This window comes from Streptomyces amritsarensis (assembly GCF_001953875.1).
Classification (GTDB): Bacteria; Actinomycetota; Actinomycetes; order Streptomycetales; family Streptomycetaceae; genus Streptomyces; species Streptomyces amritsarensis.
In genome coordinates this window covers 25,943-49,582 of record NZ_MQUR01000041.1, presented here as the reverse complement: position 1 = coordinate 49,582, position 23,640 = coordinate 25,943, and the positions used below count along the sequence as shown (strand labels likewise).

The following is a 23,640-nucleotide window of genomic DNA, read 5'->3' as shown; positions in this document are numbered from 1 at the left end:
GTGTGGTGCCCTGGGGTTCCCCACCGGTCCGTATCCGACAGTTCGACATCCGAGGTGACGTAGGCGTGGCTCTTCCGCCCCTTACCCCTGAACAGCGCGCAGCCGCGCTCGAAAAGGCCGCCGCGGCTCGCCGGGAGCGGGCCGAGGTGAAGAATCGACTCAAGCACTCCGGCGCCTCGCTCCAAGAGGTCATCAAGACGGGCCAGGAGAACGACGTCATCGGCAAGATGAAGGTCTCCGCCCTGCTGGAGTCCCTGCCTGGCGTGGGCAAGGTGCGCGCCAAGCAGATCATGGAGCGTCTCGGCATCTCCGAGTCCCGGCGTGTCCGAGGTCTCGGTTCCAACCAGATCGCCTCTCTGGAGCGCGAGTTCGGCAGCACCGGCGCCTGAAGCGTCGACTGAAGTTCTCCCGGCGTTCTCAGGCAGTCCTGGGAACCTGGATAATCGCTCTATGGCAGCAGAGGTACGTCCGCGGCTGACCGTGCTCTCCGGCCCCTCAGGGGTCGGCAAGAGCACGGTCGTCGCGCATATGCGCAAGGTTCACCCCGAGGTCTGGCTCTCGGTGTCGGCCACCACCCGCAAGCCGCGGCCCGGTGAGCGACACGGAGTCCAGTACTTCTTCGTCAACGACGACGAGTTCGACAAGCTGATCGCCAATGGCGAGCTGCTGGAGTGGGCCGAGTTCGCGGGCAACCGCTACGGCACACCGCGCGGCGCGGTGCTGGAGCGCCTGGAAAACGGCGAGCCCGTACTGCTGGAGATCGACCTCCAGGGCGCACGGCTCGTCCGCGAGTCCATGCCCGAGGCCCAGCTGGTCTTCCTGGCCCCGCCGAGCTGGGAGGAGCTGGTCCGCCGGCTCACCGGCCGGGGCACCGAATCGGCCGAGGTGATCGAGCGCCGGCTCGGCGCTGCCACGATCGAACTCGCTGCCGAGTCGGAGTTCGACGTCACCCTGGTCAACACCTCCGTCGAGGACGTGGCACGTGAGCTGCTAGCCTTGATGGAAGTTGTCTGAATCGTCGGTCGATCTCCACCGAAGCGCCCGACCACAGACGGCCCAATCTTTCATCCATCTTCGGAAGGTAGAGCGTGTCCTCTTCCATCACTGCGCCCGAGGGCATCATCAACCCGCCGATCGACGAGCTGCTCGAGGCCACGGACTCGAAGTACAGCCTCGTGATCTACGCGGCCAAGCGCGCGCGTCAGATCAATGCGTACTACTCGCAGCTCGGTGAGGGCCTGCTCGAGTACGTCGGCCCGCTGGTGGACACCCACGTCCACGAGAAGCCGCTTTCGATCGCGCTGCGCGAGATCAACGCGGGTCTGCTGACCTCCGAGGCCATCGAGGCCCCGGCCCAGTAAGGCACCGAGAGTTTCCTTCACCACAGGCCCGGCAGAACATCTGCCGGGCCTGTGGTGTGTCATGGGTGGGTACGACGATCAGAGCCGGACGCGGCGGACGAGCCGAGAGTGTCAAAAGGGGTGTGCGCGGATGGGTAAGCCGAAGGTCGTGCTGGGTGTCAGCGGCGGGATCGCCGCCTACAAGGCGTGCGAGCTGCTGCGCCGGCTGACCGAGTCCGGACACGACGTGCGGGTGGTGCCCACGGCGTCCTCGCTGAACTTCGTCGGTGAGGCCACCTGGGCCGCCCTGTCCGGGAACCCGGCCTCCACCGAGGTGTGGGAGACCGTCCACGAGGTGCCCCACGTACGCATCGGCCAGGGCGCCGACCTCGTCGTCGTGGCCCCGGCCACCGCCGACATGCTGGCCAAGGCCGCCCACGGGCTCGCCGACGACCTGCTCACGAACACGCTGCTCACCGCCCGCTGTCCGGTGGTCTTCGCCCCGGCGATGCACACCGAGATGTGGGAGCACCCCGCCACCCAGGAGAACGTGGCCACGCTGCGCCGCCGCGGCGCCGTCGTCATCGAGCCCGCCGTCGGCCGGCTCACCGGCAAGGACACCGGCAAGGGGCGGCTGCCCGACCCGGAGGAGATCTTCGAGGTGTGCCGCCAGGTCCTGCGCCGCGGGGTGGCCGCCCCGGACCTCGCCGGCCGCCACGTCGTGATCAGCGCGGGCGGCACGCGCGAACCGCTGGACCCGGTGCGCTTCCTCGGGAACCGCTCCTCCGGCAAGCAGGGCTACGCGCTGGCCCGTACGGCCGTGGCCCGCGGGGCGCGGGTCACCCTGATCGCGGCCAACACGGCGCTGGCCGATCCCGCCGGGGTGGACGTCGTCCGCGTGGGGACGGCCGTACAGCTGCGGGAGGCCGTGCTCAAGGCGGCGTCGGACGCCGACGTCGTGGTCATGGCCGCGGCCGTGGCCGACTTCCGGCCCGCCGAGTACGCCGGCGGCAAGATCAAGAAGAAGGACGGCGAGGACCCGGCCCCGGTCGCGCTCGTGCGCAACCCGGACGTCCTCGCCGAGATCTCCGCCGACCGGGCCCGCGAGGGCCAGGTGGTCGTGGGCTTCGCCGCGGAGACCGACGACGTCCTCGACAACGGCCGGGCCAAGCTCCGCCGCAAGGGATGTGATCTTCTCGTCGTGAACGAGGTCGGCGAGACACGCACCTTTGGATCCGAGGAGAACGAGGCGATCATCCTCTCCTCGGACGGGTCGGAGATCCCGGTGCCCTACGGTCCGAAGGAAGCCCTGGCGGAAGCGGTATGGGACCAGGTTACGCGCCGGTATATGCCGCGACGCGCCTGAGCGGATTCCCCTTCACTCGGTCACCTCCGTACGTAAGAATGGGAGTGCCGCAGGTCACACGGCTCCCATAAGGCGAGACGGATGGTCCGGGCGACGGTGGCGACCGATAAACTGCACCAGGAACGTGATCGGGCGCAGCCCCCGATGTGGTTCCGCCAAATGATCAGCCAGCAGCCGCTGCAACCCCAGGGAGCGTTGTGTCCCGTCGTCTGTTCACCTCGGAGTCTGTGACCGAGGGCCACCCCGACAAGATCGCTGACCAGATCAGCGACACGATCCTCGACGCACTCCTCACCGAGGACCCGACCTCGCGCGTCGCCGTGGAGACCCTCATCACCACGGGTCTCGTGCACATCGCGGGTGAGGTGACGACGAAGGCCTACGCGCCGATCGCGCAGCTCGTCCGGGACAAGATCCTCGAGATCGGCTACGACTCCTCCAAGAAGGGCTTCGACGGCGCCTCCTGCGGCGTTTCGGTGTCCATCGGCGCCCAGTCCCCGGACATCGCGCAGGGCGTCGACACCGCCTACGAGAAGCGCGTCGAGGGCGACGAGGACGAGCTCGACAAGCAGGGCGCCGGCGACCAGGGCCTGATGTTCGGCTACGCCTGCGACGAGACCCCCGAGCTGATGCCGCTGCCGATCCACATCGCGCACCGGCTCTCGCGCCGCCTGTCCGAGGTCCGCAAGAACGGGACCATCCCGTACCTGCGCCCCGACGGCAAGACCCAGGTCACCATCGAGTACGACGGCGACAAGGCCGTCCGCCTCGACACGGTCGTGGTCTCCTCGCAGCACGCCTCCGACATCGACCTCGACTCGCTGCTCGCGCCCGACATCCGCGAGTTCGTCGTCGAGCACGTCCTGGCCCAGCTCGTCGAGGACGGCATCAAGCTCGACACCGAGGGCTACCGCCTGCTCGTGAACCCGACGGGCCGCTTCGAGATCGGCGGCCCGATGGGCGACGCCGGCCTGACCGGCCGCAAGATCATCATCGACACCTACGGCGGCATGGCCCGCCACGGTGGCGGCGCCTTCTCCGGCAAGGACCCGTCCAAGGTCGACCGCTCCGCCGCCTACGCCATGCGCTGGGTCGCCAAGAACGTGGTCGCCGCCGGCCTCGCCTCGCGCTGCGAGGTCCAGGTCGCGTACGCCATCGGCAAGGCCGAGCCCGTCGGTCTCTTCGTCGAGACCTTCGGCACCGCCAAGGTCGAGGTCCAGAAGATCGAGGACGCGATCGGCGAGGTCTTCGACCTGCGCCCGGCCGCGATCATCCGCGACCTGGACCTGCTGCGCCCGATCTACGCCCAGACCGCCGCCTACGGCCACTTCGGTCGCGAGCTGCCGGACTTCACCTGGGAGCGCACCGACCGCGTGGACGCCCTGCGCACCGCCGCCGGTCTGTAGGCACCGCTCGAAGGACACCGCGCGACGAGGCCCCGGACCCCACGGTCCGGGGCCTCGCCCGTACCCGCCCGCCCCGGTGGCGGCCCCGGCGGCCCCCCCCGCGTGTCAGTGCGGTTTGGTAAGAATGCTGGTGTGAGCAGCGCGAACGATTCCCCGCCGGAGCAGCTCGCGCTGATCCGGGAGATGGTCGCCGAGGCGAAGGCCAAGGCGCCCAAGGCGAAGCCGCGTACCTGGCGGGGCGCGGCCCTCGCCGAGGAGCTCCCCGTCGCCCGGGTCCTCGTGAACAAGGGCGTCCTCCACCTCGACCGGACCTTCGACTACGCCGTGCCCGCCGAGCTCTCCGAGGCCGCCCAGCCCGGCGTCCGCGTCCGCGTCCGCTTCGGCGCGGGCTCCCACCACGTACGGGGGGGCCGCCGCGAGGGCGGCAGCCTCATCGACGGGTTCATCGTCGAGCGCCGCGCAGAGTCCGACTACAACGGCGCCCTCGCCGCGCTCGCCCAGGTGGTCTCTCCCGAGGTGGTCCTCGGCCCCCGCATGCTCGCCCTCGCCCGGGCCGTCGCCGACCGGTACGCGGGCAGCCTCGCCGACGTGCTGCAACTCGCCCTGCCTCCGCGCAACGCCAAGGCCGAGGCCGAGCCCTCACCGCAGCCGCTGCCCCCGCCCGCCGCCCCCGAGCCCGCCGGCTGGGAGCGGTACGGAGCCGGCCCCGGCTTCCTGCGCGCCCTCGCCACCGGCGCCACTCCGCGCGCGGTGTGGACCGCGCTGCCCGGCCCCGGCTGGGCCGACGAACTCGCCCGGGCCATGGCCGCCACCCTCGCCTCGGGCCGCGGAGCCCTCGCCGTGCTCCCCGACGGCCGCACCGCAGGCCGGGTCGACGCCGCCCTCACCGCTCTGCTCGGCGAAGGACGCCACGCCCTGCTCACCGCCGAATCCGGCCCCGAGAAGCGCTACCGCCAGTGGCTCGCCGTCCACCGGGGCTCCGTCCGCGCCGTCATCGGCACCCGGGCCGCGATGTTCGCCCCCGTCCGCGACCTCGGACTGGTCGCGATCTGGGACGACGGCGACTCCAGCCACAGCGAGGACCGCGCCCCCTTCCCGCACGTGCGCGAGGTGCTCGAACTGCGCGCGGTCAGCGACGGCTGCGCGTTCCTCGCCGGCGGCACCAGCTGCACCGTCGAGGCCGCCCAGCTCGTGGAGTCGGGCTGGGCCCGGCCGCTCGTGGCGGCCCGCGAGACCGTACGGGCGACCGCGCCCCGGATCCGCACCGTCGGCGACGAACTCCTGGCCCGGGACGAGGCCGCCCGCGCCGCCCGGCTCCCCAGCCTGGCGTGGGAGACCGTACGGGAAGGGCTGAAGAGCGGGCCCGTCCTCGTCCAGGTGCCCCGCCGCGGCTATGTGCCCCGACTGGCGTGCGAACGGTGCCGGACCCCCGCCCGCTGCACCGCCTGCGCCGGACCCCTGGAAGCTCCCGACGAGCGGGACCTGACCTGCGGCTGGTGCGGCCGCGGCGAGGCGTCCTGGCACTGCGGGGAATGCGGGTCCTTCCGCCTGCGCGCCCAGGTCGTCGGCGCCCGGCGCACCGCCGAGGAACTGGGGCGGGCCTTCCCGGCCGTGCCCGTGCGCACCTCCGGCCGCGACCACGTGCTGGACGAGGTGCCGGACCGGCCGGCGCTCGTGGTGAGCACCCCCGGCGCCGAGCCGGTGGCGGCAGGTGCCGGGTACGCCGCGGCGCTGCTGCTCGACGGCTGGGCCATGCTGACCCGCCCCGACCTGCGGGCCGGCGAGGACGCGCTGCGGCGCTGGATCGCCGCCGCCTCCCTCGTCCGCGCGGACGGCCAGGTCGTGGTGGTCGCCGAGCCGACGCTGCGGCCCGTACAGGCCCTCGTCCGGTGGGATCCGGTGGGCCACGCCGTACGGGAGCTCGCGGAGCGGGCCCAGCTCGGTTTCCCGCCCGTCTCCCGGATGGCCGCCGTCGCCGGACCGGGCGAAGCGCTGGAGGCCTTCCTGGCCGGGGCCGGGCTGCCGGCCGACGCCGAGATCCTCGGCCCGGTACCGCTGCCCGGCCGGCGCGGGGAGCCCTCACCCGGGGAGCGGGTCCTGGTCCGGGTCCCGCCCGGCAGCGGAGCCGCCCTGGCAGCCGCCCTGAAATCCGCGCAGGCGGCGCGCCTGGCCCGCGGTGTCCCGGCGGCGGACGCGGTGCGGATCCGGATCGACCCGGCGGACATCGGCTGACGCCTGCGCACCTGTGGCGCACCTGTCGCGCAGCGTCCCCACCTGTCGTACCTGTCGCATCTGTCTCACCAGTCGCGCATGGTCCGCACCTGTCGCGCCCTGTTCCGCGCCTGCTCCACACCGAACGCCGAAGCCCCGGCGGGCACCCGTACGGGCGTCCCGGCCGGGGCGAATCCGGTGCTGCGGCCCGCTGCTCGCGGCCGTCGGGGGTCGGCGTCCCGGCGGCGGGACAGCGTCAGCCGTTGCGGGGACCGGGGAAGGCGGGGGAGCGCGGCGCGTCCCCCAGGACACGTCCGGGAGAGCCGCCGGCGGCGGCCTGCGCCTCCTCGCGCACGGGCTGCGGCGGCACCGACCGGGCTGCCGGGACGGTGGGCAGGGGCCCCAGGGTCCGCGTGGTCGTGCCCTCGGCCAGCGGCTCCGCGGCCTCAGCGGACTGCGCCCGCCGAGCACCGTAGCGGCGGTGCACGGCCTGCTTGGTGACACCGAGCGCCGAACCGACCGCGTCCCACGAGAATCCGAGCGAGCGGTCGAAGTCCACCGCGGCGGTGACCAGCGTCTCCACGCTGTCCCGGAGCTCCTGGGCGAGGCGGACGGTGGGCGCGGGCGCCCGGCCGTAGACGACGAAACCCGTGGAGGGACCCGAGCGACGCGGACGGTACACGTTGCCGAGCTGGGCGGTGAGCGTACGCAGGGCATCCACCTGCCGGCGAACCCGCTCGATGTCCCGCACCAGGAGGTGCAGGCTGGCCCGGGCTTGGGCGTCGTGGGTGGCGTGGTCGGCCATGAAGAAGCCTCTCGAACCGGTGCTGAAGGGCGGATCGGGCCGCAGACATCGTTCACACGCGGCCCGTTTCGGTCAATCTCTCTTGACCAACGCGCCACCCGTCGTGCAGGTCACGCTGTGGGGGCGTGTCGGCATATGCGAGTGGCGCGCGCGTGTACGCACGCCCCCTCGGCGCCACAGGTGGGGCGTCCGGCTGACGCCCCATAGACTGGTGCGCTGCTGACAGCCGACATAGCGAGGTAGGACCCCCAGTGAAGCTCGTCTTCGCAGGCACCCCCGAGGTCGCCGTACCCGCCCTGGACGCCCTGATCGCCTCCGGGCGGCACGAGGTCGCGGCCGTCGTCACCCGGCCCGACGCACCGGCCGGCCGCGGCCGGCGGCTCGTCGCCAGCCCGGTCGCCGAACGCGCCGAAGAGGCCGGCATCGAGGTCCTCAAGCCCACCCGGCCGCGCGACCCCGAGTTCCAGGCCCGGCTGCGCGACATCGCCCCCGACTGCTGCCCCGTCGTCGCCTACGGGGCCATCCTCCCCAAGAGCGCCCTCGACATCCCGCGCCACGGCTGGGTCAACCTGCACTTCTCGCTGCTGCCGTCCTGGCGCGGCGCCGCCCCCGTCCAGCACTCGATCATGGCGGGTGACCAGCTGACCGGCGCCTCCACCTTCCAGATCGAGGAAGGCCTCGACTCGGGCCCGGTCTACGGCGTCCTCACCGAGGAGATCCGGCCGACCGACAACAGCGGCGACCTGCTCACGCGGCTCGCCTTCGCCGGCGCCGGACTCCTGGCCGCCACCATGGACGGCATCGAGGACGGCACCCTGCGCGCCGTCGCCCAGCCCCTCGACGGGATCTCCCTCGCGCCCAAGATCACGGTGGAGGACGCCCGGATCGACTGGACGGCTCCCGCGATGCGCGTCGACCGCGTCGTGCGCGGCTGCACACCGGCCCCGGGCGCCTGGACCGTCTTCCGTGGGGAGCGGCTCAAGCTGATCTCCCTGGGCATGGTGGCCGACCGTACGGAGCTGGAGCCGGGCGCGCTGTCCGCCGCCAAGAACAACGTCCACGTCGGCACCGGCTCGCACGCCGTCGAGCTGCTCTGGGTCCAGCCGCAGGGCAAGAAGCCGATGCGCGCCGCGGACTGGGCGCGCGGCGTGCGGATCGCCCCCGGCGAGCGGCTCGGCGGAGCCGACGTAGGCTGAACGCAGCGGCCGTGCCGCAGACCCGCGCCACGGGCGGGGCCGCAGCGCCCGCGCCACCGGCAGCCGCACCACTCGCAGCACTCCCAGACCCGCACAGCCTGCGGCACCGCACCACTCGTAGCACTCGTAGCACTCGTACATCCGGAGCACCTTTCACGTGAGCGAACAGCCCCGCCAGCCCCGTCGCAAGCCCGCTCCCGCAGGAGCGGGCGGCAAGCAGGCCAAGCCGTACCGACGGCCTCAGAAGGACCCCGTCCGGATGCTGGCCTTCGAGGTGCTGCGGGCGGTGGACGAACGCGACGCCTACGCCAACCTCGTCCTGCCGCCGCTGCTCAGGAAGGCCCGCCAGGACGAGAGCTTCCAGGCGCGCGACGCGGCACTGGCCACCGAACTGGTCTACGGGACGCTGCGCCGCCAGGGCACCTACGACGCGGTCATCAAGGCCTGCATCGACCGCCCGCTGCGCGAGGTCGACCCGCCGGTCCTGGACGTCCTCTCCCTCGGCGCGCACCAACTGCTGGGCACCAGGATCCCCACCCACGCCGCCGTCTCGGCGAGCGTGGAGCTGGCCCGGGTGGTCCTGGGGGACGGGCGCGCCAAATTCGTCAACGCCGTGCTGCGCAAGATCGCCGCGCACGACCTCGAGGGCTGGCTGGAACGGGTCGCGCCGCCCTACGAGGACGACGCCGAGGAGCACCTCGCCATCTACCACTCGCACCCCAGGTGGGTCGTCAGCGCCCTGTGGGACGCGCTGGGCGGCGGACGCGCCGGGATCGAGGACCTGCTGGAGGCCGACAACGAGCGGCCCGAGGTGACGCTGGTCGCCCGGCCCGGCCGGTCCACGCCCCAGGAGCTGCTGGAGGCGGTCGGCGAGGAGTCGGCGCTGCCCGGCCGCTGGTCGCCGTACGCCGTCCGGATGGCCGAGGGCGGCGAACCGGGCGCGCTGGAGGCGGTCCGCGAGGGCCGCGCCGGCGTGCAGGACGAGGGCAGCCAGCTGGTGGCGATGGCCCTGGCGGCCGTGCCCGTCGAGGGCCGCGACGAGCGCTGGCTCGACGGCTGCGCCGGCCCGGGCGGCAAGGCGGCCCTGCTCGCCGCGCTCGCCGCCGAGCGCGGGGCGTTCCTGCTGGCCTCGGAGAAGCAGCCGCACCGGGCGCGCCTGGTGGAGCGGGCCCTCGCGGGCAACCCGGGCCCGTACCAGGTCATCACGGCGGACGGCACCCGCCCGGCGTGGCTGCCGGGCTCCTTCGACCGCGTCCTGATGGACGTGCCCTGCTCCGGCCTGGGCGCGCTGCGCCGCCGCCCGGAGGCCCGCTGGCGCCGCCGCCCGGAGGACCTGGAGGGCTTCGCGCCGCTCCAGCGCGGGCTGCTGCGGCAGGCACTGTCGGCGGTGCGGGTCGGCGGGGTCGTCGGCTACGCGACGTGCTCGCCGCACCTGGCGGAGACCCGGGTCGTGGTGGACGACGTCCTCAAGGGCCGCGGCTCCGGCAACGCGCCGGTGTCCGCCGAACTCATCGACGCCAGGCCCTTCATGGCGGGCGTCCCCGGTCTGGGCGACGGCCCGGACGTCCAGCTGTGGCCGCACCTGCACGGCACGGACGCGATGTACCTGGCCCTGCTGCGCCGCACGGCGTAGACCCCGCGGCACCGGCCGCCGCGAGCTGATCCCCCTCGACCGACTGCGGGCACGGAGTCTTCCGTGCCCGCAGTCGTTCCATCTGCACTTTCGGGCCCGGGGCAGATGCTCACGCGCCTGAGTACGCGTACTCATGAGCCGCGCTGCACAACGAAGTAGCGTTCCTGACCGGTGTGATCGACAGGAACGTTCGGGGGCTGCTCGCATTGAGCATGCACGTGGACCTGCCGGTCGACAGCGCAATCATGCTGGGCAGTCCGGGCGTGGGAGTGGACCACGCGAAGGACCTGAACATCCCACCCGACCGGATCTTCGCGGCCACGGCCGACCACGACCTCATCAACCTGGCCCCGCCGGTGGGCCGGGATCCGCTCAGCCCGAAAGCGTGGTGGGACACCTTCGACGACCACACGATCGTTCACGGGACCGACCCGACCACCGACGACTTCGGCGGCCAGGTCTTCGAGGTCCCCGACGGCAAGTGGCCGGTCGAGGACTGGGAAATGATGCCCGCGCACTCCCAGTACTGGGACGACAAGCCCCTCAGGAGCCTGGCAGGGATAGTCACCGGAGGAAAGCCGTGAAACTACGGAAGGCATTCTCGGTCGGCGCACTGCTCGCACTGACGGTCACGGTGACCGGGTGCGGGGGGTCGGGCAACGGAGAGAAGGCGAAGCAGGTCACCATGAACGAGCAGCAGGCCATCGACCGGGCGGAAGAGATCATCCGGCAGGCGGTGGACACCATGTCGCCCCAGCCGACGCTGGAGCGGTTCGGCCCCGCGACCATCGGTCCCTGCATCGCCAGGGACGACAGCCGCAATGACGACCGGCTGCAGGCGACTCTCTTCTACAAGCTCACCGGCGTTCCCGGGACCGACGCCAAGAACCTCGTGCTGCAGGCGCGGGACGCCTGGCTGAAGCAGGGCTACAAGTACAACTCCTCGAACGAGGAGGACATGTCCGGCCCCTTCCCCTGGGTGAGCATGCGTACGGAGCCGGACGACTTCTGGATGGAAGCCATCACCGGGGTCCTGGACCGCGCCAAGGGCGAGGGCCTCGCCACTCTCAAGGTGGTGTCGCCGTGCTTCCTCCCGCCGGGCAAGAGCAAGGCCTCGGGGGCGGCCCCGGCCGCTCCCGCCGAGTTCGAGACCCCGCCGGCGGGTGATCCCGCCACCCGCCGAGCCCTGGGCCACTCGAGCCGGATCTACGACGTGTTGCAGGTCGGATCGGCGCCCACGCAGCCCCGAGAAGGCCTCAGCACGGTCCGGGACGAGTCGGGCGCCTCGGTCCACCACGCCTGGTCCACCGTCCCGCTGCCGGAGGCCGAGAGGGCCGCCGCCGTCGGGCGCGCGCAGGAGTACTTCCGGAGCGCGGGATGGCGCGTTCGACCGATGTCGGCGCCTGCGGACGCCCCGGGCTTCGTCGCGGGCCACCCCGAAGAGCGCACGGTCGCGCAGGTCGCGGCCTCGGCCACCGGCGCGGTGCGCGTCGCGGTGACGACGCCCGCCGGCGGTCCGGCGCCCGCGGCGGCATGACGGCCGGCCCCGAACCTGTCCGTTCACCGCGACCTGGAGACTCAGGAGACTCACGCGGCCGCGCTGAAGGCCCGCCTCCGGCATCCGCGCTACCGGCAAGGACGTGCTCAACGCCTTCCAGGCGCTGGGCGGCGACTTGTGGCGCCGGGCACGGTGCACCGCATACGGGTGCTGGGGGTGGCCACTCCCGCCACCGGTGGCGGGAGTCACCAGCACGGTGGTTCCGGCGCGGGCACGGCGACGCTCGTCCGGCGGTAGTGGCCAAGGCACCGGTCAGCGCGACTCCACGGGTCACGACTCCGGTTCCGGTGACGCAAGCTACCCCCATGGCCCGGCCGGTCATGGGGCCTCGGCCCACGACCCCGCCGACCCCGGCACGCGGTAGGCAAGGAGGAGAACAGAGTGGTGATCCGCACTCAGTACTACGTCGAGGACGCCTTCGGGGCGCCGTCCTTCTCAGGCCCTGCCGAGCTGAACATCCTGGGGCAGTGGGTCACGGCCGACATCCAGCTCTCGCCGCTGTCCGTCTTGGAGGCGATCGACCTGGTTGCCGAGGCCAAGGCCAATCCGGGATTCACGCCGGAGGACCTGGACGGCAACGCGCACACCGTCACCATCAGCCCGCAAGGCGTGAGGGTGGAGAACTGTTTCGTCGAGCACGTTCAGGGCGAGTACGCGCTCGACGACGCGTTCCGCGTACTGGTCGACTTCTGGGACTACTGCTGCGTGGCGAATCCGGAGAAGGCCGACTTGCGTCGCCGCGAGTACGTTGAGGAGCACGGTCGCGATCCGCTGGCCGGTATTCGCGACTGCCTCGGAACGTGAAGATCCTCCCCCGACGCCCGCTCTGATCGCGACCGGGACGGGCGGCCCGGCGGCGGATGCAACGACGTCCCTGGTGAGGACCGATGTCGCGTTCGGGTGTCGGTGTAGGGGCTGTGCGACGCCCTCAGGCCGCGGGACGTTGGACGGGAAGGGGCGAATGGGCGAGCGATTCGAGTGCTTCGTCAGGAAATTTCCCGACCTCGCGGAAGGGCATGACACAAGCGGCTACCTCGGACCCACGCTGCTCCAATCCAACGACTGCAGATCGTCACCCCGCCGCACTGCCGCCTCTCCACGCCCACCCGCCTGCTGCTGCAGTCCATGCCCGCCCGGTGGGTGGTGCAGGACGAGCGCTGCGGCTACTACGACGGCCTCACGGGTGCCGTACTCACCTGGCAGGACGACGCCTTCTCCCCGGCCCGCGGGGAGAACGGCGAGACCCCGGTGGCGGACGCCTTCACGCAGGCCGGAGCCGGACCCACCGGTGAGCGTCAGCTCAGCGTCTCCTTCCGCACCCTGCACCGCCCCACGGCGGACCTGGTCCTCGGCGGCGCGCTGGAAGCCGCCTGGCAGGCGCTGACGGGCGGCCTGCCGGCCGGCTGGGGGGCCTCGGAGCCCGCCGGCCTGACCTGGTCGCGGCGCCAGCTGACCGAGCCGGCCTACGAGCGGGCCCCTCGGCCCACCTGGACCGTTGTCGTCGGCACGGAGGAGCTGGTGAGCCGGTACGGGCTCTCAAGACCATGCTGTGCCAGCTGCGCGAAGCCCGCCGGGACCTGAGCGCCCCGCCCCGCTACGAGCACCCGCCACTGCCGTACGCCTTCGTTCTCGGCCCGGCGCAGGTCCACGAGGCGGGGCGGGACACGGCAGCCGGTGCCGCCGGCCGGGGGAGGCGCGGCGACGGTGTCATGGACGGAACCGCGCCGAGCTCATTGCAAGAGAAGGTTAATTGTCCTGCGCGGTTACTTAAGCGTCGCTACGGGATCTTCGACTTGCGGGGTCGTGGCCGGAACCGGCCGCAGGCATGGCAGGCTTGGGGCATGGCCGCTCAGATTTATCCCAGCATCCTGTCCGCCGACTTCGCCCGTCTCGCCGAGGAGGCGAAGGCCGTCGAGGGGGCCGACTGGCTGCATGTCGACGTCATGGACAACCACTTCGTCCCGAACCTCACCCTCGGCATGCCGGTCGTGGAGTCCTTGAGCCGGGCCACGGACATCCCGCTGGACCTGCACCTGATGATCGAGAACCCGGACCGCTGGGCGCCGCAGTACGTGGAGGCCGGTGCGGGATCGGTCACCTTCCACGCCGAGGCCGCGGCGGCGCCCGTGCGCCTCGCGCGGGAGATCCGGGCGAAGGGGGCGCGGGCGTCCATGGCGCTCAAGCCCGCGACGCCGATCGAGCAGTACGAGGACATCCTCCCCGAGCTCGACATGCTGCTGATCATGACTGTCGAGCCCGGCTTCGGCGGCCAGCCCTTTCTGGACATCATGCTCCCCAAGATCCGCCGTACCCGGGAGCTGATCGCCAAGCACGGTCTGGAGCTGTGGCTGCAGGTCGACGGCGGGGTATCGGCCTCGACCATCGAGCGCTGCGCCGAGGCCGGCGCGGACGTCTTCGTGGCGGGCAGCGCGGTCTACGGGGCGGTCGATCCGGGGGCCGCCGTCCGCACGCTGCGTGACCAGGCGGGTGCGGCGATCGCGGCGGCGCCGTGGGCTTGCGACCACTGAGCCGAGCGTTGATGAACAGCTCGGTGAACGGGAGCTGTCCAGGCTGATCAACGGCCGTCGGATCTGACAGGATGAACGACGAGTCGAGAGTGTGAACACGAGAGTGTGAACAGCAGTGAGGAGAACGCGGTGTCTGCAATGTCGGCGGGACGGTCAGCCCTGCGGATGGGACCCGCGGAGCTGGTGCAGGCGGCGGCCATGGCGCGCCGCTTCTACCTGGAGGGCAAGTCCAAGATCCAGATCGCCGAGGAGTTCGGCGTGAGCCGCTTCAAGGTGGCCCGGGTCCTGGAAACCGCCCTCGAACGCGACCTCGTGCGCATCGAGATCCGGGTCCCGGCCGAGCTCGACGCGGAGCGGTCGGACGCGCTCCGGGCCCGGTACGGGCTCCGGCACGCCGTCGTGGTGGAGTCGCCGGCCGACGCCACCGAGGACGCCCCGGACCCGGAGAACCTGGGTGCCGTCGCCGCCGACCTGCTGGGTGAACTCGTCAGTGAAGGTGACGTGCTGGGCCTCGCGTGGGGCCGGTCCACCATCCACATGGCCGCCTCCCTGCACCGCCTGCCGCAGTGCACCGTGGTCCAGCTGACCGGCGTGTACGACGCGGGGACCGCGGAGCGCGGATCGGTGGAGGCCGTACGCAGGGCCGCGCAGGTGTCGGGCGGCGACGCGCACCCGATCTACGCGCCCATGCTGCTGCCCGACCCGGCGACCGCGGCCGCGCTGCGCAGCCAGACCGGGATCGCCCGCGCCTTCGACTACTTCGACAAGGTGACGGTCGCGGCCGTCTCCATCGGCTCGTGGGAGCCGGGCATCTCGACCGTCCACGACATGCTGACGGACGAGGAGCGGGCCCACTACGCCTCCCTCGGCGTCGCGGCGGAGATGTCCGCACACCTCTTCGACGCCGAGGGCCGGCGGGTCGGCCGGGACCTCGGCGAGAGGTGCATCACGGTCGAGGCGGACCGGCTGCGCCGGATCCCCGAGGTCGTGGCGATCGCGGGCGGGCTGCGCAAGGCCTCCGCGATCGGCGCGGTGCTGCGGTCGGGGCTGGTGACCAGCCTGGTCACGGACACGGCCGTCGCCGACTACCTGCTGACCGAGTCGGCTCCGGGGCTGCGGCCGGCACTGGACCGGGCCGACCCGGACGACCTGTAGGCCCCCTCGGCCGGGTCCCGCGCCGCGTACGGAGGGGCGCGGCCCGGGGGCCCGTGTCGCCCCGCGTCGTCGCTCCCGTGTGCGATCCGGGGCGGGTTCGGCGCGGGCGATGCACAGGCCGCGGAGGGCCGGTGGGGCGGATGGTGCCCGGATCGAGATCCGAAGGGTCGCCGCGCGGCGGCCCGCGGGGCGCATACTGAATCCAATGACAAAATCAGCAGTTCCTCGCCGCCATTTGCCGTCCAGCCCGTTCAAAGCCCCCGTGGAACAGCCCATCCGGCAGTTCAGCGTCGGCGATCGGGTCACTCACGACGAGCACGGCCTCGGCCGTGTCGTCGGAATCGAGGAGGGGATCGCCGTTCTCGTCGACTTCGGCTCGGTCCAGAAGCGCATCCTGAGCCCCTACAGCAAGATGGCCGCGCTCTGACGCGACCGAGCGATTCGCGGGCGAATCGGATATTTGACACCATCGGCGCATGATCTTCCGGAACGTGCCCCGATGGTTGGTGTGTTCACTGGGGGCTGTGTTCCTCTGTGTCGCGCTCGTCGCGACGGCGGGATGTGGTGCGCAGAAACCCGGCCCCGCCGTCGCCGGCGGCAGCACCGAGCTCAGTACGGCTCCCAGCGCCGTGCCCGACGCGGTTGCGGACTGGGCGCGCGGGATGGCCGTCGTACGGGTCGGCGCGCTGCCGCGGGAGGCGCGGGACGTCCTCGCGCTCGTCGACAGGGGCGGCCCGTACCCGTACCGGCAGGACGGCACCGTCTTCGGGAACTTCGAGAAGGTCCTGCCGCGCCAGAAGCGCGGCTACTACCACGAGTTCACGGTGCGCACGCGGGGGGAGCGGGACCGCGGGGCCCGGCGGATCGTGACGGGTGGGGGCGGGGAGTTCTACTACACGGACGACCACTACCAGACCTTCAAGGCGGTTCTCCGATGACCCTGTACCCGCAGCCGCTCGCTCCGGCGCTCGCCGCCGCCGAGGCCGCGGGCCGGACGGCCGTACGGCTGGACCTGGACGGCGTACGGGACCAGGCCGGGCTGATGGGCCGGTGCGGAGCCGCGCTGCGGCTGCCGGAGTGGTTCGGCGGGAACTGGGACGCGCTGGCCGATGTCCTGAAGGACCTGTCCTGGCTGCCGGACGCGGGGGCCGCGGGGCGGCTGGTCGCGGTGACCTCGTGGCAGGGGTACGCGGGGGCGCGGCCTGCGGAGTGGGAGACCTTCGTGGAGGTGCTGGAGGAGGCCGTGGACTTCTGGCGGGGGCGGCAGGACGGGGAGCCGGGGCTCACGGTGCTGCTGGCCGAGCCGGAGCCGACGCCAAAGTCCGGGCGCGGGCCGGCCGCCGGGGCTCCACCCCGGACCCCGCGCCTCAAGCGCCGGCGGGGCTGAGAGCGGGGCTTCGCCCCGGCCGCCCCCCGGCCCCCTTGCCCCCGGGGGCACGGGCCTCAAGCGCCGGCCGGGCTGGACGGTGCGGCGGGGCTGAGAGCCCGGGGCTCAGCCCCGGGCCCCGGACCGTCGGCCCCCCGGGCCTCAAGCGCCGGTCGGGCCGAGTGGTGCGCGGGGCTGAGGGCGCGCGGCTTCGCCCCGGCCCTGGACGGGGGCTCGGCTTGCCCGCCGTCCCGTTCCGTCGTCCTCAGTCCGCCTTCGGGATCCAGGGCGGGGTCTGGCCCCAGGACCAGACGGGGATCTTGGCCGCGTCGACCGGCGGGGGGTTGGGGCCGGAGTAGATCAGGGCCATGCGGGTGCCCCACTCGATGTAGTAGGCGAAGACCCCGCGGAACTCGGGGTCCGTCGGGAGGCCGACCTCGTCGGCCGTGTCCATGAGCAGGTCCACCCAGCGGCGGCGCTGCCGCTCGGTGATGGCCCGGCCCAGGTGCTTGGTGGCCATGTGCTGGTGGCCGCCGTGGTGGTCGGTGTAGTCCGCCGGGCCGCCGAAGACCTCCGACAGCCAGACCGCGACGTGCCGGGGGTGCTCCGCGTCCATGCCCGCGAACACCGGGGCCAGGACCTCGTCCTGGAGGGCGTGGGCGTAGAAGGCGTCGGTGAGGCGGTTCATCGCCTCCGCCCCGCCCATCCACTCGTAGATGGTCGGTGTGGTGCTCATCGCTGACCGGCGCCCTTTCCCGTGCCCACGACGCCCGTCACGAGGTAGTGCTGCATCTCCTCGATGGCCGTCACGTAGGGGCGGATCGCGGCGAAGAAGGCAGGGAAGTGCTCCCCCTTGCGGAAGCCTCCCAGATGGGCCTCGATCGAGGTCCAGCGGATCCGGAGGATGTAGCGCTCCTTCTCCTCCTCGCACCGGGCCAGTTCGTAGTCGATGCACTCGGGTGAGGCGGCCAGGGACTCGGCCGCCCGGGCGTACGCGTCCTCGAAGGCCTGCTGGTCGTCCAATGCGATCCGGTAGCGGATGTATTCGACGGTGGTCGTCATGGTGCGTACCTCTCCCTGGGTGTAGGTCTCGGCCAGCCTTACGCGATCACACGGCGCCGTGGGGCGGATTCGTCATTCGGACCCGGACTTCATGGAGTCGGTCGGGCCGGAGACGTCGGGGCCCTGCGCGCGGACCCGGCCGACCCGGTCCAGGGAGTCGCGCAGATCCGTCAGCCAGCTGTCGGTGTTGCGCCCGACCAGGCGGACACACCAGGCCAGTGCGTCGGCCCGGCTGCGGGCCACGCCGCCGGCGACCAGAGTGTCGAGGACCTGGCGCTCGGACTGGCGCAGACGGGTCATGACGGGGACGGCGAGGTGGGTGAAGAGGGTCGTCTCGTCCCCCACCCGTACGCCCCAGGCGACCTTGCGGCGGTAGAGCTCCTCGGCCTCGCGGGCCACTTCCATGCGCTGTTCGCGGGTGCGTATCCGGAACTCCCCGACCGACTCGGATGCCGGGATGACGCCGACGACCGTGATCTCCTCGCGGTCGACGGTGACCGAGTCCAGGGCCTCGTAGACGTCCACCGGCAGGCGCTCGGCGAACCACCCGCGGAGCTGTTCGCTCTGTTCGGCTGTAATCATGTAATCAACGTTGCATCCGCTGTGCCCTTGATCACAAGGGCACAGCGTTCGCTCTCAGCCCATCGAGCGGTAGCGGTGGATCAGTGAGACGGCCATCGCCCCCTCGCCCACGCCCGACGCCACCCGTTTGACCGAGTGGGCGCGGACGTCGCCCGCCGCGAAGACGCCGGGCACGCTCGTCTCCAGGGGGTAGGGGGCGCGTTCCAGGCTCCACTCGGCCGGGAGCTCGCCGCCGTTCGCGATCAGGTCCGACCCGGTGAGGACGAAGCCGTACTCGTCCCGCTCGACGACGCCCGCGAGCCAGTCGGTGTGCGGGCGGGCCCCGATGAAGGTGAACATGAAGCGCGCCGGGACCTCGGTGTCCCGGCCCGACTCCGCATCGTGGAGGGTCAGCCGCTCCAGGTGCTCCTCGCCGTCCAGCCGGACCACCGTGGTGCGCACCCTGACCTCGATGTTCGGGGTGCGCTCGATCTCGTCGACGAGGTAGCGGGACATGCTCGCGTCCAGGGAGGACGCGCGGACCAGGACCGTCACGCGGGCGGCGTACTTCGCGAAGTGCACGGCGGCCTGCCCCGCCGAGTTGGCGCCGCCGACGATGAAGACGTGCTGGGAGATGCAGGCCGAGCTCTCGGTGGTCGCCGCGCCGTAGTAGAGGCCGGCGCCCTCGAAGCGCTCGGCGCCCGGGGCGTCGAGCCGGTTGTACGAGACGCCGGTCGCGAGCAGGACCGTCTCGGCGGAGATCTCCGTGCCGTCGGCGAGGGTGAGGATCTTCGCGGGGTCGTCGCGGGTCAGCGAGACCACCTCCACCGGGTGCAGGATCTCGGCGCCGAACCGGGAGGCCTGGATGGTCGCACGGCGCGTCAGGTCGCCGCCCGAGAGACCCGAGGGGAAGCCGAGGTAGTTCTCGATCAGGCTGGAGGTGCCGGCCTGGCCGCCCGGGGCGCGGGAGTCCAGCATCAGGGTGGACAGGCCCTCGGACGCCGAGTAGACGCCGGCCGCCAGGCCCGCCGGGCCCGCGCCGACGATGACGCACTCGTAGTGCGGGCGCGAGGCGGTGGTGGCCAGGCCCAGGCGCTGGGCGAGCTGGGTGTCGGTCGGCGCCGAGAGCACCGACCCGTCCGGGAAGCGGACCAGCGGCAGGGCGCCGTCGGGCTGGGCGGCGATGAGGGTCAGCGCCTCCGGGTCCCGCTCGACGTTGAGGAAGCGGAACGGCTGGCCGTTGCGGGTGAAGAAGTCCCGTACGGCGTGGGTGCCGGGGGAGACCAGGTGGCCGGCGACGATGATCCCGTCGTAGGCGGGGCGGTAGGTCGCCAGCCAGTCCGAGAGCAGGTCGTCCAGGACGGGGAAGAGCCGCTCGTGCGGCGGGTCCCAGGGCTTGAGCAGGTAGTAGTCCAGCCGGACCCGGTTGATCGCGGTGATCGCCGCGTCGGTCTCGGCGTACGCGGTCAGCAGCACCCGGCGGGCGTCCGGGAAGCGGCTGACCGCCTCCAGCAGGAACTCGACGCCGGTGACGTCCGGCATGCGCTGGTCCACGAGGAACAGCGCCGGATCGTGGCCGCGCTCGTCGAGGGAGTCGAGGATCTTCAGGGCGTCGGCGGCCGAGGAGGCCCCGAGGACCCGGTAGCGGTCGCCGTAGGCGCTGCGCAGGTCGCGGCGGACGGCCCGCAGCACCTGCGGGTCGTCGTCGACGGCCAGGATCACCGGCTTGCGGCTCTCCGCGCGCTCGGCGGCGGCCGCGGACGAGGTTGCGGCCGCGGCAGGGGCGGCGGGTGCGGGGGAGCTCTCCCGGGCCGTGCTCATGCCGGGTCCAGCATCAGCTTGTCGGCGTAGCACCAGGCCCAGTCCTCGCCCGGCTCGTGGGAGGCCGCGATCGGATGCTCGGAGGTGCGGTAGTGCCGGGTGGCGTGACGGTTCTTCGACGAGTCGCAGCACCCGACGTGTCCGCAGCTCAGGCACAGCCTCAGGTGCACCCACGTGTCGCCGGCGACGAGGCACTCCTCGCAGCCCACCGCGGTGGGCTTCACCGGACGTATCTGATCGATGTGTGTGCACAAAAGGTCCATCGTCATCGTCGCCGTCCCTCTCCTCGTGCTCATGCTCGTCACAGCAACACGGCTCGCGCGCCCGCGGTTCACGGCGCGTCCAGACCTTAGGGCGGGCCCCGCGAAATGGTTCACCGATTCGGCCGAAGTCACTTAGTCCTGCGGCTACTTCATGACCTCCGCGAACGACTTCCTGAGGTGCCCCGGTCGGCTGCCCGGCTACCTCACGAAGTCGCATGCCAGCGCTTTGACGAAGGCTCGGGGCCCGGCCAGTGTGGGGGACGCCAACGACAACAGGCGGCGCCTGGAGGAATACGTGAGCAGAAAGATTCTGGTCATTGTCTCCGAACACGGTTACTGGGCCGAAGAACTGATAGGGCCCGTATCGAAGTTCGACGAGCGGGGCTACGAGGTCATATTCGCCACGCCGACCGGAAAGCGTGCGCACGCTCTCCCGCCGAGCCTCGACGCGAACTACATCGACCCCCCGCTCGGACGCTCGGTGACCACCGAGGAGAACGCCCGGCTGGGGCGCGAGTTCGAGCGGTCGAGCCGGCTGGACTCGCCGCTCGACATCGAGGCGTGGGTGCCCGAGCGCCCGTACACGAGCGACACGGCCTACCTGCCCAAGCTGGAGCAGTACCACCGTGATCTCGACAAACTCGACGCCGACATCGCCGGGTACGACGCGGTCCTCATCGTCGGAGGCAGCGGCCCGATCGCCGACCTCGCCAACAACGAGCGCGTGCACGCCCTGATCCTGGCCTTCCGGAAGGCCGGCAAGGTCGTGGCCGCCGAGTGCTACGGGGTCGCCTGCCTGGCCTTCGCCCGGGACTGGGACGACCGCAGGAGCATCATCTGGGGCAAGCACGTGACCGGCCACTGCAAGGAGTACGACTACAAGGACGGCACCGGATTCCTCGGTACCGACTTCAACATGGGCCCGCCGCCGTATCCGCTGGAATACATCCTGCGCGACGCGACGGGACCGCGCGGCGCCTACCACGGGAACTTCGGTAAGCCGGTCTCGGTGATCGTGGACTTCCCCTTCGTCACCGGACGTTCCACCCCCGACTCCTATCTGACGGGGCAGAAGATCGTGGAGGTCCTGGAGGACGGCCTCACCCGATACGGCTGGTAGTCCCGGAAACCGCCGGGATTTCGGACAGGCGAGGGGGAATTCATGGAAGCCACTCCCGGACGGGAAAGGCTGATCGAGCAGTTCAAGGCCGACGGCCTGAAGGTGATGTTCGGCAATCCCGGGACGGTCGAACAGGGATTCCTCGACGCGGTGGACGCGGCGGAGGACTTCCGCTACGTCCTCGCCCTCCAGGAGACCGTGGCCGCCGGCATCGCCGACGGGTACGCCCGGGCGACCGGCGGCGCGGCCCTGCTCCAGCTGCACTCCGGGGTGGGCCTCGGCAACGGCATCGGGATGCTCTACCAGTCGCTGCGCGGCCACACCCCGCTCGTCGTCGTCGCCGGCGACGCCGGGGTCCGCTACGACGCCATGGACGCGCAGATGGCGTCCGACCTGGTGGCCATGGCCCGGCCCGTCACCAAGTACGCGACCCGCGTCACCGACCCGCGCTCGGTGCTCCGCACCGTCCGCCGCGCCGTCAAGATCGCGCTCACCCCGCCCCGCGGGCCCGTGTTCGTCGCGCTGCCGATGGACGTGCTGGACGAGCTCAACTCCGAGCCCGTCCTGCCGGCCACGGTCCCGCTGACGGACGTGGCGCCCTCGCCGGCGTCGGTCGGCCGGGCGGCCGCGCTGCTCGCCTCCGCCGAGCGGCCGGTCGTCCTCGTCGGGGACGGGGTGGCGCTCTCCGGGGCGCAGCGCGAGCTCGCCGCCGTCGCCGAGCTGCTGGGCGCCGACGTCTACGAGGTCGACTCCTCCGAGGTGAACATCGCGGCCTCGCACCCGCTGCGGCGCGGCCAGACGGGCCACATGTTCGGCCCGCACAGCAAGGAGCTGGTCGCGGACGCCGACGGGGTGCTGATCGTCGGCACCTACGTCTTCCCGGAGGTGTTCCCCGAGCTGGAGAGCCCCTTCCGGGCCGGCGCGAAGGTCGTCCACATCGACCTGAACGCCTACGAGATCGCCAAGAACCACCCGGTGGACCTGGGCCTCGCCGCGGATCCGCGCCAGGCGCTGCGCGCGCTGGCCGGCGTACTGGAGCGGCAGCTGACCCCGCAGCGGCGGGCCGCCGCGGCCGCCCGGCTCGACGCACGGACCCGGGAGCGGGCCCGGTCGGCGGGGGCGCCCGCCGAGGACGACGGCACGCCGATGGCCGTCTTCCTGCGGACCCTGGCCGAGCGCACCGGCGGGGACCTGATCGTCTTCGACGAGGCGCTGACCACCTCGCCGCTGGTCACCCGCCACCTGCCGGCCGAGCGCCCCGGCGACTACCACCTGACCCGCGGCGGTTCGCTCGGCGTGGGCTTCCCCGGCGCGGTCGGCGCCAAGCTGGCCCGCCCGGACCGGCTCGTCGTGGGCTTCGCGGGCGACGGCGGGTCCATGTACACCTACCAGGCGCTGTGGACCGCGGCCCGGCACGGCATCGACGCCAAGTTCGTCGTCTGCAACAACCGCAAGTACCGGCTGCTGGACGACAACATCGCCCAGTACTGGCGGGAGCGGGACATCCCCGAGCACGGATTCCCGGGCTCCTTCGACCTCTCGCACCCCGAGATCGACTTCGCCGGGCTGGCCCGCTCGCTCGGCGCCGGCGGGATGCGCGTGGAGAAGCCGGACGAGGCGGTGGCCGCGGTGGGCCGGATGCTGTCCCACCCCGGACCGTTCCTCGTCGACGTGCAGATCTGACGCACCGGGACTCAAGGAAGCGCAACGGCTGCAACAGAGGCATCAGACGCGACAGACGCATCAGACGCGACAGGAGGAGACCGCATGCCCGCCGAGCGGCAGCTGACCGAGGACGCGATCCGCAGTTTCGCCGAGAACTGGTACGTGGCGCTGGACCAGCACGTGGGCCTGGCCGATGTGCTCGCCCTGATCACCGAGGACCTGGAGTTCAAGGTCCCCGAGGACACCTTCCTCGGACACGAGGGCTTCGGCCGCTGGTACGAGGCCGTCACCCACCGCTTCTTCGACGAGGTGCACACGGTCACGAAGGTGGAGCCCGTCATCGAGGGCGACCGGGCGGTCGTCCGGGTCCTCGTCAACTGGCAGGCCAAGATCTGGGACCCGCCGGCCGCCCGCAGCCAGTGGCTGGGCTTCGACGCGGACCAGACCTGGACGGTGGTCGCCGGCCCCGACGGACCGCTGATCAAGCAGTACACCGTCAACGACCTGGCCCCGATGCCCGGTTCCGGCTCCCTGTGACCGCGACCGCGACCGCGAACGTGAACGCGACCGCGGTGAAGGAGGAC

At 72.1% G+C, this 23,640-nt stretch carries 26 protein-coding genes and 1 pseudogene; 21 read left to right on the top strand and 6 right to left on the bottom strand.

The annotated features are described in order from the left end of the window. Window positions 1-65 precede the first annotated feature (65 nt). The 6 genes from AVW11_RS18585 to AVW11_RS18560 all read left to right on the top strand — a co-directional run bounded on the left by AVW11_RS18585 (window position 66) and on the right by AVW11_RS18560 (window position 6,344). Window positions 66-389, top strand: a complete 324-nt coding sequence (locus AVW11_RS18585; protein ID WP_030008746.1) for an integration host factor — start codon at window positions 66-68, stop codon at window positions 387-389. A 61-nt stretch (window positions 390-450) separates the two neighbouring features. After that, window positions 451-1,014, top strand: a complete 564-nt coding sequence (gene gmk / locus AVW11_RS18580; protein WP_030841523.1) for a guanylate kinase — start codon at window positions 451-453, stop codon at window positions 1,012-1,014. Window positions 1,015-1,088: 74 nt separating this feature from the next. Beyond that, a complete protein-coding gene (gene rpoZ / locus AVW11_RS18575) occupies window positions 1,089-1,361 on the top strand; it encodes a DNA-directed RNA polymerase subunit omega (RefSeq protein WP_004948662.1) in 273 nt (90 codons plus the stop codon). A 130-nt stretch (window positions 1,362-1,491) separates the two neighbouring features. Then, the gene (coaBC, locus tag AVW11_RS18570; RefSeq protein WP_076044797.1) at window positions 1,492-2,706 is read left to right on the top strand and encodes a bifunctional phosphopantothenoylcysteine decarboxylase/phosphopantothenate--cysteine ligase CoaBC; all 1,215 of its coding nucleotides are present in this window, start codon (window positions 1,492-1,494) and stop codon (window positions 2,704-2,706) included. A gap of 197 nt (window positions 2,707-2,903) precedes the next feature. Beyond that, the gene (gene metK, locus AVW11_RS18565; protein WP_030841517.1) at window positions 2,904-4,112 is read left to right on the top strand and encodes a methionine adenosyltransferase; all 1,209 of its coding nucleotides are present in this window, start codon (window positions 2,904-2,906) and stop codon (window positions 4,110-4,112) included. A gap of 132 nt (window positions 4,113-4,244) precedes the next feature. Next, the gene (locus tag AVW11_RS18560) at window positions 4,245-6,344 is read left to right on the top strand and encodes a primosomal protein N' (protein ID WP_030841512.1); all 2,100 of its coding nucleotides are present in this window, start codon (window positions 4,245-4,247) and stop codon (window positions 6,342-6,344) included. Between the two features lie 235 nt (window positions 6,345-6,579). On the opposite strand, the gene AVW11_RS18555 is transcribed toward AVW11_RS18560, so the two are convergent. Next, on the bottom strand, window positions 6,580-7,128 hold the full coding sequence (locus AVW11_RS18555; RefSeq protein ID WP_060178497.1) for a hypothetical protein: 549 nt from the start codon (window positions 7,126-7,128) through the stop codon (window positions 6,580-6,582). Between the two features lie 251 nt (window positions 7,129-7,379). On the opposite strand from AVW11_RS18555, the gene fmt reads away from it, so the two are divergent. The 12 genes and pseudogenes from fmt to AVW11_RS18500 all read left to right on the top strand — a co-directional run bounded on the left by fmt (window position 7,380) and on the right by AVW11_RS18500 (window position 16,585). Then, window positions 7,380-8,324 (top strand): methionyl-tRNA formyltransferase, encoded by a 945-nt coding sequence (gene fmt, locus AVW11_RS18550; protein ID WP_060178496.1) that lies wholly within the window; start codon window positions 7,380-7,382, stop codon window positions 8,322-8,324. A 157-nt stretch (window positions 8,325-8,481) separates the two neighbouring features. Then, a complete protein-coding gene (locus AVW11_RS18545; protein WP_060178495.1) occupies window positions 8,482-9,957 on the top strand; it encodes an RsmB/NOP family class I SAM-dependent RNA methyltransferase in 1,476 nt (491 codons plus the stop codon). A gap of 173 nt (window positions 9,958-10,130) precedes the next feature. Continuing rightward, the gene (locus AVW11_RS18540; RefSeq protein WP_225884665.1) at window positions 10,131-10,541 is read left to right on the top strand and encodes an alpha/beta hydrolase; all 411 of its coding nucleotides are present in this window, start codon (window positions 10,131-10,133) and stop codon (window positions 10,539-10,541) included. Next, the gene (locus AVW11_RS18535) at window positions 10,538-11,494 is read left to right on the top strand and encodes a hypothetical protein (RefSeq protein ID WP_076044793.1); all 957 of its coding nucleotides are present in this window, start codon (window positions 10,538-10,540) and stop codon (window positions 11,492-11,494) included. Before AVW11_RS18540 ends, AVW11_RS18535 begins: the two co-directional genes overlap by 4 nt. A gap of 402 nt (window positions 11,495-11,896) precedes the next feature. Continuing rightward, a complete protein-coding gene (locus AVW11_RS18530; protein ID WP_076044791.1) occupies window positions 11,897-12,319 on the top strand; it encodes a hypothetical protein in 423 nt (140 codons plus the stop codon). A 249-nt stretch (window positions 12,320-12,568) separates the two neighbouring features. Beyond that, complete coding sequence (locus tag AVW11_RS18525; protein WP_338058865.1) at window positions 12,569-13,096, top strand: DUF6177 family protein; 528 nt, start codon at window positions 12,569-12,571, stop codon at window positions 13,094-13,096. Then, window positions 13,060-13,140: pseudogene (locus tag AVW11_RS38990) on the top strand (hypothetical protein); the annotation flags it as partial. The gene AVW11_RS18525 and the pseudogene AVW11_RS38990, both read left to right, overlap by 37 nt. A gap of 216 nt (window positions 13,141-13,356) precedes the next feature. Next, window positions 13,357-14,043 (top strand): ribulose-phosphate 3-epimerase, encoded by a 687-nt coding sequence (gene rpe / locus AVW11_RS18520; RefSeq protein WP_030841864.1) that lies wholly within the window; start codon window positions 13,357-13,359, stop codon window positions 14,041-14,043. Between the two features lie 138 nt (window positions 14,044-14,181). Beyond that, entirely contained in the window at window positions 14,182-15,198 is a 1,017-nt protein-coding gene (locus AVW11_RS18515; protein ID WP_030841494.1) for a sugar-binding transcriptional regulator, read from the top strand. Between the two features lie 205 nt (window positions 15,199-15,403). Continuing rightward, complete coding sequence (locus AVW11_RS18510) at window positions 15,404-15,625, top strand: CarD family transcriptional regulator (protein ID WP_030841491.1); 222 nt, start codon at window positions 15,404-15,406, stop codon at window positions 15,623-15,625. Between the two features lie 49 nt (window positions 15,626-15,674). After that, window positions 15,675-16,136 carry a guanyl-specific ribonuclease gene (locus AVW11_RS18505; protein WP_076044787.1) on the top strand — a complete coding sequence of 154 codons (462 nt, stop codon included), beginning with the start codon at window positions 15,675-15,677 and terminating at the stop codon, window positions 16,134-16,136. Continuing rightward, complete coding sequence (locus AVW11_RS18500; protein WP_076044785.1) at window positions 16,133-16,585, top strand: barstar family protein; 453 nt, start codon at window positions 16,133-16,135, stop codon at window positions 16,583-16,585. Before AVW11_RS18505 ends, AVW11_RS18500 begins: the two co-directional genes overlap by 4 nt. Window positions 16,586-16,829: 244 nt before the next feature. Here the strand turns inward: AVW11_RS18500 and AVW11_RS39115 are convergent, their stop codons facing one another. The 5 genes from AVW11_RS39115 to AVW11_RS18480 form a co-directional block, all read right to left on the bottom strand. After that, window positions 16,830-17,300, bottom strand: a complete 471-nt coding sequence (locus AVW11_RS39115; protein WP_030841483.1) for a group II truncated hemoglobin — start codon at window positions 17,298-17,300, stop codon at window positions 16,830-16,832. Next, window positions 17,297-17,626, bottom strand: coding sequence for a putative quinol monooxygenase (locus tag AVW11_RS39110; protein ID WP_060178492.1), 330 nt, complete (start codon window positions 17,624-17,626; stop codon window positions 17,297-17,299). The genes AVW11_RS39115 and AVW11_RS39110 overlap by 4 nt, the downstream gene beginning before the upstream one ends. A 72-nt stretch (window positions 17,627-17,698) precedes the next feature. After that, window positions 17,699-18,208 (bottom strand): hypothetical protein, encoded by a 510-nt coding sequence (locus tag AVW11_RS18490; RefSeq protein WP_060178491.1) that lies wholly within the window; start codon window positions 18,206-18,208, stop codon window positions 17,699-17,701. A 54-nt stretch (window positions 18,209-18,262) separates the two neighbouring features. Further along, entirely contained in the window at window positions 18,263-20,008 is a 1,746-nt protein-coding gene (locus AVW11_RS18485; RefSeq protein ID WP_060178490.1) for an FAD-dependent oxidoreductase, read from the bottom strand. Continuing rightward, window positions 20,005-20,271: a UBP-type zinc finger domain-containing protein gene (locus AVW11_RS18480; protein WP_030841476.1), complete on the bottom strand. Its 267-nt coding sequence runs from the start codon at window positions 20,269-20,271 to the stop codon at window positions 20,005-20,007. The genes AVW11_RS18485 and AVW11_RS18480 overlap by 4 nt, the downstream gene beginning before the upstream one ends. 295 nt (window positions 20,272-20,566) lie before the next feature. Between AVW11_RS18480 and AVW11_RS18475 the strand changes: the two genes are divergently transcribed. The 3 genes from AVW11_RS18475 to AVW11_RS18465 all read left to right on the top strand — a co-directional run bounded on the left by AVW11_RS18475 (window position 20,567) and on the right by AVW11_RS18465 (window position 23,593). Next, window positions 20,567-21,391: a type 1 glutamine amidotransferase domain-containing protein gene (locus AVW11_RS18475; RefSeq protein ID WP_030841474.1), complete on the top strand. Its 825-nt coding sequence runs from the start codon at window positions 20,567-20,569 to the stop codon at window positions 21,389-21,391. A 42-nt stretch (window positions 21,392-21,433) separates the two neighbouring features. Next, window positions 21,434-23,074, top strand: coding sequence for a thiamine pyrophosphate-binding protein (locus AVW11_RS18470; protein ID WP_060178489.1), 1,641 nt, complete (start codon window positions 21,434-21,436; stop codon window positions 23,072-23,074). Window positions 23,075-23,158: 84 nt separating this feature from the next. Further along, window positions 23,159-23,593: a nuclear transport factor 2 family protein gene (locus AVW11_RS18465; RefSeq protein WP_030830307.1), complete on the top strand. Its 435-nt coding sequence runs from the start codon at window positions 23,159-23,161 to the stop codon at window positions 23,591-23,593. Window positions 23,594-23,640: the final 47 nt, after the last annotated feature.